A 13,285-nucleotide genomic window follows, 5' to 3' on the forward strand; every position below is an offset into this window, starting at 1 on the left:
CAGCCCTTTTTACTATAAAAATTCTAATTTAATAAACGTGTTTCCATCCTATAGGGAGAACCATTTAGCACTCTACTTCAAATCTAGCAAGATCCAATTATATACAAATAGACTCCGGCAAAAAATTCATTTCACCTTAGAGCCTATCATGTCTATTTCCTATATTACGTATTTAGATAACTCTCAGCATTACAATTCCGTCGATTTCCTTTAATTGCTTAGATAAAAGAGGAACAATCTCATCCGCTACTTGGTTATCAATATCTATCATCGTGTATGCATACTCGCCTCGACTTCTATTTATCATATCAGCAATATTTAACTGATAAGTAGAAATGACTTGTGTCATTTGACCAACCATATTAGGAACATTTAAATGGAAGGCCGTCACCCGACGTTTCCCCGCATAGGGGATAGATGCATTCGGAAAGTTTACTGCATTTTTAACATTTCCGGTTTCTAAGAAATCCTTTACTTGACGCGCTGCCATTACTGCACAATTTTCTTCTGATTCTCCTGTAGATGCTCCAAGATGTGGAATTGCAATCGTATTTTTCATTTGGAGAACATTTTCATTTGGGAAGTCTGTTATATAGCGTCCGATCTTTCCATCTTCCAATGCAACAGCCATGTCTATTTCATTCACTAGCTCTCCACGAGAAAAATTTAGAATTTGTGTCCCTGGTTTCATTAAGGAAAATGCCTTTTTATTAAACATGCCCTTCGTGTCTTCTGTTAATGGAACATGAACCGTAATGTAGTCAGACTCTGCAAATAATTGATCTAATGTCATTGCTCGCTTGACATTACGTGACAAATTCCAGGCAGTATCAACAGAAAGAAATGGATCATACCCAATAACATCCATATCAAGAGCAAGAGCATCGTTTGCTACGAGAGCACCAATTGCACCTAAGCCAATTACACCTAGTGTTTTTCCTTTAATTTCATGACCAACAAATTGTTTTTTACCTGCTTCCACAAGTTTTGGAACTTGATCCCCTTCCGTAACAAGGGTTTTGGCCCATGACACTCCTTCAAATAAATTTCGGGAAGAAGCCATTAATGACATGAGCACCATCTCTTTTACGGCATTTGCATTCGCACCAGGTGTATTAAATACAACAATTCCTTTTGCAGTACATTGTTCAACTGGTATATTATTTACTCCTGCACCTGCACGTGCTATTGCCTTTAAATTATCTCCCAATTCCAACCCATGCATATTAAAGCTGCGTAAAAGTATCGCATCAGGATTGGCACACGTATCATCCATTGTAAAATTCCCTTTTTTAAATACGTTTAGTCCACTTGCTGCAATATTATTTAACGTTTTAATTGTTTTTACTTCTTTAACAGTCGTAGTGCTCATCTCCATTGCTCCCTTTTTCATCAATTATATTCTTTGTAAGCTTGGAACATCCTGCATCCCTTTTTCAACCGCAATAGTAAAAAAAGAAAAAGGCAAGGAGTTCATTCCCTTACCTCTGCCCAGGCGAACGGCATACGACACTATGTGCTCCCCTACGGTTATCCGTATTTCGCCAGTTACACATAGCCTTTAGATTTGCCTTCATTCTATCAGACTATTCAGTATTCATCAATTACTAATTTCTTATTAATTTTGTTCTTTTTTATGCTTTTTTTAGAATGGTTTATTGATATAACTTATTTTTCTTTATATATTGATAACACTTTTCTGGCAAAAGATACCTTGGTTCTCCCCCCATTGAAAACTCTTCTCGTATATAAGTAGAGCTTATTTCCATGGACAGTCCCTTATCTAACAAGTGAAAGGTCTTCCCATCATCATGATTGCGAAGAAGTGGTGAGCGGCTGATCGTGGAAAGCATATCAATCCCATTTCGAGCCATAACGATAAATCGATTTTCCGCTACTAATTCTTCCCCTTTGGTCCATTTACCTTGACCAATATCAACAAGTAAATCGGCTCCCATAATGAAATATACCTCGTCTTCTGGAAGTAACTTTTTAAAATAATTCATCGTGTGATACGTATAGATTTCCCAGCCATCTTGCTTCATTTCATAGTCATCGAATGCAAATTTATCATTGTCAGCTATTGCCATATTAACCATCTCTATACGATGTTCATCAGCTGTTTCCATTGTTTTATCTCTTCTTTTGCTCGAAGAAGGAAGAAAAATGACTTTATCTAACTTGCATCGATGAGCAACTGTACTGGCCGTCCAAAGATGAACATTTGTAATGGGATCAAAGGATGATCCATAAACCCCTATTTTTCTCACCATATTTTCTTCCCTTCTGTTTTAAATTGGGTTCGTCTTTTCCTTCATTTTCTCTATATAATTGCGCTTGTTCTCCCAGCAAGCTTTACTTAAATCAACTGGATACTCTTCCGGATTGAGCGTTCTTTTATATTCATTCCATAACAACTCTAGGTTATCCTCGACCTTTTTTTGAATATCGGTTAATAGTGGCGGCGTTATTTGAATATGCCCATTCTTTATAACTGGATGATGTAATTCAATTGCCTGGTAATTTGTTACCACCTTATTTAAATAAGGATGAACAGGATGAAACATTTTTAAAGGCTCTTGTGTGATGGCTTCAGATGCGAGGGTAATATAATCCCCTTCCGCATGACCATTTTCCTTGTTAATAATTCGATATACTCTTTTCTGCCCTGGTGTAGATATCTTTTCCGGATTTCCAGATAATTTTATCGTATCCCTCATTTCACCTGATTCATTTTCAATGCTTACTAATTTATACACAGCTCCTAATGCCGCCTGATCAAACGCTGTTATCAGCTTGGTTCCAATTCCCCAAATATCAATCTTTGCTCCTTCTGCCTGTAAATTCATAATTGTATACTCATCTAAATCATTCGATGCGATAATTTTCGCATCGTAGAACCCGGCTTCATCGAGCATTGCTCTTGCTTTCTTAGAAAGATAGGCTAAATCTCCACTGTCTAAGCGAATTCCTTTAAAATGAATTTTATCACCAAATTCCTTTGCAATCTTTATGGCATTTGGTATACCGGAACGAAGTGTATCATATGTATCCACTAAAAAAACGCAGTCTGTATGCGCCTCCGCATATTTCTTAAAAGCTTCATATTCATCTTGATACGCTTGAACTAATGCATGGGCATGTGTACCAGATACAGGAATGCCAAAAATCTTACCAGCCCTTACATTACTAGTTGCAGAAAATCCTCCGATAAAGGCAGCCCTTGTTCCCCAAATCGCCGCATCCATTTCCTGCGCTCTTCTTGTCCCAAACTCCATCGCCGTTTGACTGCCAATAACCTGCTTCATTCTCGCAGCTTTCGTGGCAATAAGCGTTTGATAATTAACAATATTTAACAATGCAGTCTCCACTAATTGCGCTTCTGCAAGTGAAGCTTCTACACGGAGAATAGGTTCATTAGCAAATACTAGCTCTCCTTCTTGCATGCAATAAATGTCTCCTGAAAAAGTAACATTTTTTAGGTAATCTAAAAAATCCTCCTTATAGCCAACTTCATTTCTTAAATAATCAATATCACTATCTGTAAATCGGCAATTTTTTATATAAGATAAAATCCGTTCTAAACCAGCAAAAACAGCAAAGCCATTACCAAATGGCAGCTTGCGAAAATAAAGTTCAAATACAGCTTTTCGCTCATGTACCCTATCTCTCCAATAGGTCTCCATCATGTTAATTTGGTAGAGATCGGTATGAAGCATAAGACTGTCATCAGCATAATTCATCTAAAATTTCCTCCTCCAAATAAATTCATATCAACATGCAAAAATTATTTTATTTCCTTAGGATGTGACAAATCTCTGTATCTTATATAATTATCCTTTTATTCGTCAAATCATTCTTTTTTAAGCAAACCTTTTCACATATATAGTATAAAATTTATTTTTAAAAGTCATATAGTGAATTTCTTTGTATATCTCTTGCCGCTAAAGTCTGAACTAATTCGATCACTCTGTCCCTCACTAGTGTTCCCTAACTATTAAAACGATACAAAAAAAGCAAGTAGTTCAGAAATAACTACTTGCTCGTCTTCACTTCTATTAAAACTTTACTTTTTCCAAAAATAATCCATTCGCTTCTGCCATCATGCCTGTTAGACTACGATCTTTTGTTTCCAAAATTGCTGGAATAGTATCCGCTTCGACTTTTCCTAGGCCAACTTCAATCAATGTACCAACTATTTTTCTGACCATATTATAAAGGAAGCCATCGCCGCTCACGCGAATTTCTATAAATCCGTCTACTTCTTTTATATCAACATAGTATACTTCTTTCACCATTGACTTTTTCTTTGATTTAGCATTGGAGAAAGCTGTAAAATCATGTTTCCCCACAAAATAGACAGCTGCTTGTTCCATTTTCTTTAGATTTAATCTTTTCTCTACATGCATGCTATATTTACGCATAAATGGATGGGTATACGATTTATTCCATATTTTATATAAATACGTTTTATCCTTTGCATTATATCTGGCATGAAAGCGATCAGGAACGATCTGTACTTTTGAGATACTAATATCATTCGGCAAGTAGTGGTTTAAATAATTCATTACTTCTTTTTCCGTCATCTCTTTCTTCATTTTAAAATTGGCAACTTGAGATAAAGCATGCACCCCTGCATCTGTTCTGCTGCAACCTATAATTTCAATCTTTTCTCCTACCATTTCTGTTAAGACATTTTCAATTTTTCCTTGAATGGATTGGTCTCCATTTCCCAGACGCTGCCATCCTTTGTAACGGCCGCCATCATATTGAATAAGCATTTTATAATTTTTCATTTTTTCTCCTGTTCTTTACCCTTTTATGTTATTTATTATAAGAAACTACGAGCATCCTTGTTTCAGGTTTATTAACACGCCATCACCTTACTATGTTGAAATCATTTAAGGAAAATACTCCATAATGGATATTATCTCATTATACACTATTAATCCTCAAACCTTTATTAGCTAAAAAGTCAATTTATTACAAGAAATATTTCTTTTTTATAAAAAATTTTTTTATTTATTTCCTAAATAATAGAAACAATGTTAGAGTATGATATAGCAGTATACTTTAGAAAGAGTTGTAGGTGATCAATTATGATTGAAATTAAAACATCTCCCTTAAGTGATGGAGAATTCAATAGAGGCGTGTTTGCTACATGTGATATCAAAAAAGGTACTTTATTCCATGAAGCTCCCGTTGTTCCATATCCAAATGAGCAGCACAAATATATCGAAAGAACAGTACTAGAAGATTATGTTTATGAATATGGGATTAACCACAGTGCTGTTGTTCTAGGATACGGCATGCTTTTTAACCATTCCTATGAACCAAATGCAACATATGAAATTAATTTTGATAAGCATACATTTGACTATTATGCTTATAAGGATATAAAAGCTGGCGAAGAAATATTAATCAATTATAATGGCGAAGTCGATGATTATGAGCCGTTATGGTTTAATAAAGATAAAGAAGATTAAGAAGAAAAAAGGCTCGATATCACATCGAGCCTTTTTTCTTTTTCCACTTCGATTCATATTCTGCTTTCTCCCGATGCACTTCCTTCAATAAACTTACCGTCATTAAGATCATAATAACGGAAAAAGGGAGAGCGGCAATAATCATCATATTTTGTAAACCATCTAATCCCCCTGAATAAAGTAAGACCAGCGAAATAGAGGTAAGTAAGAGTCCCCAAATTACTTTAATTCTATTGCTCGGATTCTGAATTCCATTGGCAGAAAGCATACCTAAAACAAATGTACCTGAATCTGCTGAGGTAATAAAGAACACACCAATTAATACAATAGCTAAAATAGATAGTACCGCACTAAGAGGAAAATGTTCTAAAAGAGCAAATAATGTTTCTTCCGTTGCAAAAGTGGAAATAGTACCTAATCCTTTATGCTCGATAAACATCGCATTACCGCCAAATACTGTAAACCATAAAAACCCAATTATTGAGGGAATAAATAAGACAAAGGTAACAAACTCACGAATGGTTCTTCCTTTGGAAATTCTAGCAATAAAAATTCCGACAAACGGTGACCATGCAATCCACCAAGCCCAGTAAAAAATGGTCCAAGTATTTATCCATTGACGATTCTCACCATTTAAAGGAGAAATGCGAAAGCTCATGCGCACTAAATTCTGTAAATACGTCCCCAATGTATCTGTAAATAAATTGAGGATAAAGACTGTATTTCCCAAAATAAATACAAATAAAAGCAAGATAAACGCTAATATCATATTCATATTACTAAGGATCTTAATTCCTTTCCCTAATCCTGAGACAGCTGAAAGTAAAAATAAGATGGTAACTATTACGATAATAATGAATTGAGTTAAAAAACTTGAAGGAATCCCATAAAGAAAGGAAAGCCCTCCATTTATTTGCACAGCACCGAATCCTAGTGTTGTCGCTATTCCAGTAACTGTCGCAAAAACAGCGATAATATCAATGATTCTTCCTAATCGTCCATCCATAGAATTACCTAGCAATGGTTTTAAGGTCGAACTAATTAACGTCTTTCCTCCCTTGCGAAAGGTAGTATAAGCAAGACTTAATGCCACAATTCCATACACTGCCCATGCATGAATTCCCCAATGAAAATAAGTAAATCTCATTGCATCTTTCATGCCTTGTTCTGTGCCAACCTCATTTGTAGGTGAACTAATAGCATAATGACTAAGTGGTTCCGCAGTCCCGTAAAACACAAGTCCGATTCCCATTCCCGCGCTAAAAAGCATCGCTAACCATACTATTCGGGAAAATTCAGGCTTATCCTCAGGTTTACCTAATTTAATTCTCCCTACCGGACTTAATAATAAGTACAAACATATTATCACGAAAAACGTGACGACAATTAAATAATACCAACCAAAAGAATCTGTAATAAAAGATTGTGCACTAGCTGAAGTTTGTTCAAGCGTTTCTGGTGCAAATACTCCTACTAACACAATCACTAATAAAATAATTACAGAAACATTAAAGACAAGATAATTTTTAAACTTCATATAATAAATTCTCCTTCTAATAATCGAATACTAATCTATGTAGAATTGCTGTCTAGGTTATTATATCCTTTATTAGGAGAATTAAACAAATACTAGCCCTTTCAGCTTCTTAAGGAGCTATCCTTTTTCCTGGTTCTCTACTGGACTCCCTAATTGCATCTAATACTTGTTGATTCATTACTCCCATCATAAAATCAGGGAAACCTAATCTTACCTCCCCATATAGCATTTTGGCGAAATCTTCCCATTCTGTCAAATAGACCGATTTTGGAACATGTATTTTTTTCTCCACAAGTTCACCCAATGATATGATAATTTATATTACCTACTTAGTTGATATTTCGCTACAATACATAGATTTTATTCATTCTCAGAAAAACGTTGTAAATACAATTTGTGACTATATTGATGAACATTATCATGAGAATATTACAAGAGATAATATTGCAAAGATTGTATACTTAAGCCCAGATTATATAACAAGAATTTTTAAGAAAGAAAAAGGACTCTCTCTTGTAAACTATATCATCAAAAAAAAGAGTAGACATCGCTAAGGAGCTACTCATTCAAACTACATTACCAGTACATATCATCTCAGATAAAGTCGGATATGGAAATTACTCCTACTTTACCAAACTTTTTAAAAAAGAAACAAATTACACTCCTTTTGAATATAGACGAAAAGAAAAATCCTCCGCTTTATAAATAAAACTAACCATCAGTATTTTTGCTTATCCCACTGATGGTTAGTTGCAATTTCGCATTTTTATATCGAGCTCCCATATCCAGCTTCCTCAAATTCAGCAGCTTGAGATGCGGAGAATTACTGAATGATGAAGTTAAGATAAAGCTTCGCTTTATTTATCTATCAAATACACTAACAAGTTAATAAATGGATCTTCTTGGGTGAATAAATTCGATGTCATTTAGGAGCTAGTTCTACAGCTTGTCGCATTGCTTCCATCAAGCTTTTTTCATCCGCGATTCCTTTTCCTGCGATATCAAATGCCGTTCCATGATCTACACTTGTTCGAATAATCGGCAAACCAACGGTAATATTTACTCCGGCATCTAATCCTAATACTTTCACTGGACCGTGTCCTTGATCATGATACATTGCTACTACAATATCAAAATCCCCACGTACCGTACGGAAAAATAATGTATCTGCCGGAAGTGGACCAACTGCTTCTATCCCTTCTTTTTGTGCTCTTTCTACAGCAGGAATTACTTTTTCTTCTTCTTCTCCATAACCAAATAATCCATTTTCACCAGCATGTGGATTAATGCCGCAAACAGCAATTTTCGGATTAGAAATACCTGCCTTTTGTAAAGTATCATGAGCAAGTTTAATAACATGATAGACACGTTCGGGATTAATCATCTTAACCGCATCAAGAATTCCAACATGTGTTGTAACATGAATAACTTTTAAATTCGGAGCAGACAGCATCATAGAAAAATCTTGAGTACCAGTAAGGTCAGCTAGAATTTCTGTATGGCCTGGATATTTATGCCCCCCTTTATGCAACGCCTCTTTATTTAGTGGCGCTGTACATATTGCATGGATTTTATCTTCTTTTGCAAGCTCAATGGCTTTAGCAAGATATTGAAATGCCGCATTTCCAGCTTCTGGAGCCACTTTCCCTACCGGAAGTGTTTCATCCAATAAATTTAAATCTAAACAATAAACAGTGCCATAATCATAGGTTATTTCGTTAATTTCCTCGACGGAAATATTTTGGATAGCTAAATCACTATTAACGAATTGTTTGGCTCTATTCAAAATCTTACTATCGCCAATCACCAATGGTCTGCTAATCGTATACATTTCCTCTTTACCAAGGCTTTTTAAAATAATCTCTGGACCTACCCCTGCTGCATCTCCCATTGTTATCCCTACAATTGGTTTTACATTACTCATACTATCACCCTTCTATTGTTAATTAAAAACTCTAATGCTTTTATTAAGGAATCTTCTTGGCCAAAGCCTCCTGCTTTCGTTACAGCCCAATAGCTATTCGTTTCTGTTCTAATTTTTCCAAAAGGAAGTCCTGGCTCAATTTCCATATATAAATCCATTTCTGTTACTCCCAGCGCACGACATACTGCCTTTGCAGTATCTCCTCCTGTTAAAACTAACCCTTTAATAAAAGGAACATTTTTTACTATATGGGTTGAAATGGTACCCAAACCATTTGATATTGCTGCACTAACATCATGTTTACTTAATCCAAGCATCTTACCTGCTTCAATGGCACGCTTTCTGTTGTCATCATCCGCTTCCACATAAAGAACAAAATGATGATGTTCTTTATTCTGCTGGACTATTTCCATAAACTCATCCAGCCTATAGCTACCATTTATTAAATCTACAGGGTCAACCTGCATAAAATAGGAATCTTGCAATCTATCAACCTTGAATAATTGTTTTTTCGTTACGTGAGATAAGCTTCCAGATACAATCAAAGTAGTTTGGATTTCCATATCTTCCTGTTCGTTTACTGATGAAGGTATCAAATGCAGCATTTCCGGCAGGTATTCTATCAAGCCAGCAGACCCTGCCCAAATAATCGACTTATTTTGCTCAGAAAATAGTTTAGCAATATTTATAAGATCTTCTTCAGCTGCAGCATCACAAACAAACCATTTATTCCCTTCCACTAAGGCTGATTGTATAAGGTTGTTTATCTCCTCTTTAGACTTATGCCAAACTTCCTTATTCAACAACGTAATTTTCCTGTTATTCTTCGAATTTAAAAGTTTAGGCAAAAATGATTCCTGCACAGGTGTCTTCGGATCATTGGAAAATTCGGTTTCTGTAATGATTTTACCGTCTACAAAATGGTGCCCATTGATGGTTTGACGCCTCATTTTAGGATAGGCCGGCGCAATAACAACCATATCTGGATTATAAACAGATTCTAGCGCTGCAAGTTCTGCCTCTAAATTGCCTCTTAATGTGGAATCTACCTTCTTATAAATATGTTTATACCCATTCCTTTTGAGAAAGGTTGCTGCCTCTACTACTGCCTTATATGCATCCTCTTTTGCTCTCGCTCTACTGTCCGTATCTACTATTAGAACATCTGAAGCCATCTCTTTAGATGAATTTGTATAATCAAATACAACACTAGTAGATAACTTTTTTATCGCCAGCTGCACACCAGAATCGTTTGCGCCTGTTAAATCATCAGCAATAATCCCCATTTTGTTTTTCACGTCGAACACATCCTTATCTTACATTTTGATACCTTGTTCCTCAAACTTATATCCCTTTTTTTCTAATCTTTTCACTAAGAAACCTACATAGATTGGAAGCAGTATTGCCGTGGTCACCACTGATGCGGCCACCTGTACTGTTGCAATATCAACCACCGATGCAAAACTAGCATTTGCAGCGGCAATTACTGCAGGTGTTGCAACTGCATTCCCAGCTGTGGAGCCCTCAGCAGCCCCAACAATCGGATTCCATTTTAAAAGCTTAAACACATAGTAACCAGCAGTTCCGGTTACAAAAACGGTTAATAATCCTAGAATAATACCAGCCAATCCACCTTCTAGAATGGCAGAAAAATTGATGCCCATCCCGAGAGAAAAAGCAAAGAATGGAATTAACATAGAACTTCCACTATCTAAAAAATCTCTCATTTTATCATCTAAATTACCTAATACCATACCAACTATGATTGGAAGAAGTACAGAGATAAAAGAAGTAAAAGAAAATAAACCGTCCACAAATCCCATTGCACCAAAAATGGATAGAGCAACCATTGTTAAAAATGGTCCATCATTAAGAGCTAATAAGGAATAAGCAGCTCTGTCTTCCTTACTTCCGTATTGCCCAACTAAAGCAACAAATAAGCCTCCATTACTATTTGTCATCGCGGCAATTACTGCAATAGGAGCTAAACCTAACCAAAGACCATTATCTCCAGCAAACAGATATGCTAGTAATCCAAAGGCTGCACCAACAACCCATTTTGTGATTAATAATGTTGCCCCTTTCCCAACAGATACCCCAAATGATTTTACATTTATTTGAGCTCCAGTACACAATAGAAATAATGCAATTAAAGTAGATGATCCATTAACAAATAAAGCCTCTGTAAAATTCCCGATTCTCAGAAGATTTGGAGCAAATGTATTTAATAATGCTGCAATTAACAACGGAACTACCATCATCCCTCCAGGAATCCGATCCAACGTTTCTTTAATCTTCATAATTTTAACACTCCTTTTTATATGTTTCAATTTTAAACAACAAGTAATCGTTTACAATTAAAATTGTAACTGCTTTCACCTATTACCACAATATAATTAGTATAAAACGTTGCAAAATGAAACAAAAAATAAAAAAGCTGAAACTTTTATTGTTTCAGCTTTCTCCACAAAGTTGTTCGATTAATCCCGAGTCTTTCAGCAACTTTTGTTTGATTGTAATTTTCTTCTTTCATGACGGCATCAATAATTCTTTTTTCTATTTCTTCTAATGTACCTTGTAAATATTCATTATCAAACATTTCCATTTTACTCAACCGATCCCCAAGTAGCTGTTGTATAAGCCCTTTTCCTATTACAAATCCTTTTTCTTCCTTAACAGCATCATGAATAAGTATATATAATTCTTCGACATTTCCTGGCCATGAATAGGATTCCAATACTTTCCATGCATCTTCCTTTATCTTGATCGCTGAAGTGCCAAATTCAGCATGAAATGCAGTTAAAAAGTGGGTCGCTAATGGTCTGATGTCCTCTTTACGTTCAACCAAAATTGGTAAATCAACTCGTATAAATTCAAGATAAGGAAGAGCAGTATACCTATTTACGTCTGACGTCTCTATCGCTATTATAACTGTGATGCCATTATTGTAATTACGCTTAACTTTTCCAACAAATATCCTTAACTCTTCATGGCTTAACATCTCTATTTCATTCAAATAAATTGTTTTTATATCAGGATCCAACTGTTGGTTCATATTGATAAATGCATTGGCAGACATAACAGCCAAAAAACCATTCCCTCTATTTTTTTGAAAATGAATCCATTTGGAGATTAACTTTTTTCCTGTACCCGATTTCCCAATAAGTATCCAACCATAACTACTAAGATTATTTTGAATCTTTTCTATGCACCTTTTCATACTATCACTTTTCGAAAGGATAACGGGCGGAGTTTGTATATCTATAATATGTAAGGAGTTATCCGGTACTAAATCTTTCATAAAAGAAAAAGCAAATAAATAATGAAGTTCCCCCTCTACCTTTATAGGAATCACCATCTGTTTTACTCGTTTATGCTGATCCGTTTCAATGATATCTAATTCTTCTTTATTATCATTTTTTTGTTGAATTATATTTATCATTTTTTTGACCGATAGCGGGGACTCCCTAAATCGTTTCCAATTTTCATAGACAATATTTCCATCACGAGTCATTACAATGACATCCGAAAACTGTCTTTCTATAATCATTTGCATAATACTCATTTGAAAACGCTGCTTTCTCAGCATTCGGTAGATGCTCTTCACTTCTTTAATTGCTTCAAATATTGCCTCTCTGCCTGACTGTATTAGTATTCCTTCTAGATTATATTTAGCGGCGGCATCACGAGTTATAACATCTCCAATAATTAATTGATATCCATCCATTTTCAATTGATTGACTAATGGATCAACTTCAATAGCATCTTCGATTGTAAATACCTCAATAGGTATTTCTAACAAGTCCGTTATCGCCTTCGCTCCAATTGTAATGTTAGAAAAACCGACAATCGCTTTTTTGCCTGGATAATCATTTGCCAGGGTCAAAACACGGAGCATATCATAACCAGAAACATGTATGTCAACAACTGGAATATTCACTTCCTGTTCTATTAATTGCGCGGTTCCCCCACGACTTATAATAACCTCAACACCATGTTTTTCAGCCTCTTTTGCAATTGGAATTGCTTCTTGAAGATTGGCCAATTCAATTTTCATATTAAGGTCAGGCTCTAGTTTTATGCATTCTTCCATCACATGCTCCAATGCAGGATAAGGAGCAATTAACAATGTTTTAATTCCCATTTTTTTCACCTATTATTATTTATTACTTTATACATTGAAAGAATTGTGTCTAGATGTCAAGTTTCGTTAATAATTTACTAGATACTGACAAGCAAACAGAAACTAAAGAAATCGAGTAAAAGACAAGTTTCCATGTTGCAGTAGACGCTCTTGCCTTTAAACTGATGGATGGATGATCTGGTCTTTTACTGAAA

12 protein-coding genes and 1 riboswitch are annotated in these 13,285 nt (G+C 35.3%); of the genes, 2 read left to right on the forward strand and 10 right to left on the reverse strand.

Annotated features, from left to right (window positions below):
* Nucleotides 1-172: 172 nt before the first annotated feature.
* From NiCM35_RS22800 to truA, 4 genes are all read right to left on the reverse strand, one after another.
* Entirely contained in the window at nucleotides 173-1,372 is a 1,200-nt protein-coding gene (locus tag NiCM35_RS22800) for a phosphoglycerate dehydrogenase (RefSeq protein ID WP_095333183.1), read from the reverse strand.
* A gap of 110 nt (nucleotides 1,373-1,482) precedes the next feature.
* Nucleotides 1,483-1,562: riboswitch (ZMP/ZTP riboswitch) on the reverse strand.
* Nucleotides 1,563-1,655: 93 nt separating this feature from the next.
* The gene (gene nadD, locus NiCM35_RS22805; protein ID WP_217279794.1) at nucleotides 1,656-2,273 is read right to left on the reverse strand and encodes a nicotinate-nucleotide adenylyltransferase; all 618 of its coding nucleotides are present in this window, start codon (nucleotides 2,271-2,273) and stop codon (nucleotides 1,656-1,658) included.
* A gap of 18 nt (nucleotides 2,274-2,291) precedes the next feature.
* Complete coding sequence (locus NiCM35_RS22810) at nucleotides 2,292-3,743, reverse strand: nicotinate phosphoribosyltransferase (RefSeq protein WP_095333185.1); 1,452 nt, start codon at nucleotides 3,741-3,743, stop codon at nucleotides 2,292-2,294.
* A gap of 315 nt (nucleotides 3,744-4,058) precedes the next feature.
* Nucleotides 4,059-4,796, reverse strand: coding sequence for a tRNA pseudouridine(38-40) synthase TruA (gene truA / locus NiCM35_RS22815; protein ID WP_095333187.1), 738 nt, complete (start codon nucleotides 4,794-4,796; stop codon nucleotides 4,059-4,061).
* Between the two features lie 303 nt (nucleotides 4,797-5,099).
* On the opposite strand from truA, the gene NiCM35_RS22820 reads away from it, so the two are divergent.
* Nucleotides 5,100-5,486 carry an SET domain-containing protein gene (locus NiCM35_RS22820; RefSeq protein ID WP_095333189.1) on the forward strand — a complete coding sequence of 129 codons (387 nt, stop codon included), beginning with the start codon at nucleotides 5,100-5,102 and terminating at the stop codon, nucleotides 5,484-5,486.
* Between the two features lie 19 nt (nucleotides 5,487-5,505).
* Here the strand turns inward: NiCM35_RS22820 and NiCM35_RS22825 are convergent, their stop codons facing one another.
* Nucleotides 5,506-7,023 (reverse strand): glycine betaine uptake BCCT transporter, encoded by a 1,518-nt coding sequence (locus NiCM35_RS22825; RefSeq protein WP_123257361.1) that lies wholly within the window; start codon nucleotides 7,021-7,023, stop codon nucleotides 5,506-5,508.
* 109 nt (nucleotides 7,024-7,132) lie between these two features.
* On the reverse strand, nucleotides 7,133-7,315 hold the full coding sequence (locus NiCM35_RS22830) for a hypothetical protein (protein WP_176474249.1): 183 nt from the start codon (nucleotides 7,313-7,315) through the stop codon (nucleotides 7,133-7,135).
* A gap of 254 nt (nucleotides 7,316-7,569) precedes the next feature.
* Between NiCM35_RS22830 and NiCM35_RS22835 the strand changes: the two genes are divergently transcribed.
* The gene (locus NiCM35_RS22835) at nucleotides 7,570-7,728 is read left to right on the forward strand and encodes a helix-turn-helix domain-containing protein (protein WP_433780797.1); all 159 of its coding nucleotides are present in this window, start codon (nucleotides 7,570-7,572) and stop codon (nucleotides 7,726-7,728) included.
* Between the two features lie 217 nt (nucleotides 7,729-7,945).
* On the opposite strand, the gene pdxA is transcribed toward NiCM35_RS22835, so the two are convergent.
* The 4 genes from pdxA to NiCM35_RS22855 all read right to left on the reverse strand — a co-directional run bounded on the left by pdxA (nucleotide 7,946) and on the right by NiCM35_RS22855 (nucleotide 13,091).
* A complete protein-coding gene (gene pdxA / locus NiCM35_RS22840; RefSeq protein ID WP_095333195.1) occupies nucleotides 7,946-8,947 on the reverse strand; it encodes a 4-hydroxythreonine-4-phosphate dehydrogenase PdxA in 1,002 nt (333 codons plus the stop codon).
* Entirely contained in the window at nucleotides 8,944-10,245 is a 1,302-nt protein-coding gene (locus NiCM35_RS22845) for a four-carbon acid sugar kinase family protein (protein WP_095333197.1), read from the reverse strand. The genes pdxA and NiCM35_RS22845 overlap by 4 nt, the downstream gene beginning before the upstream one ends.
* 18 nt (nucleotides 10,246-10,263) lie before the next feature.
* Nucleotides 10,264-11,247 (reverse strand): 2-keto-3-deoxygluconate permease, encoded by a 984-nt coding sequence (locus NiCM35_RS22850; RefSeq protein WP_095333199.1) that lies wholly within the window; start codon nucleotides 11,245-11,247, stop codon nucleotides 10,264-10,266.
* Between the two features lie 146 nt (nucleotides 11,248-11,393).
* Nucleotides 11,394-13,091 carry a sigma-54-dependent transcriptional regulator gene (locus NiCM35_RS22855; protein ID WP_123257359.1) on the reverse strand — a complete coding sequence of 566 codons (1,698 nt, stop codon included), beginning with the start codon at nucleotides 13,089-13,091 and terminating at the stop codon, nucleotides 11,394-11,396.
* Between the last annotated feature and the right edge of the window lie 194 nt (nucleotides 13,092-13,285).

Origin of the sequence: Niallia sp. M35 (assembly GCF_050971705.1) — a bacterium.
GTDB lineage: Bacteria > Bacillota > Bacilli > Bacillales > Cytobacillaceae > Niallia > Niallia circulans_A.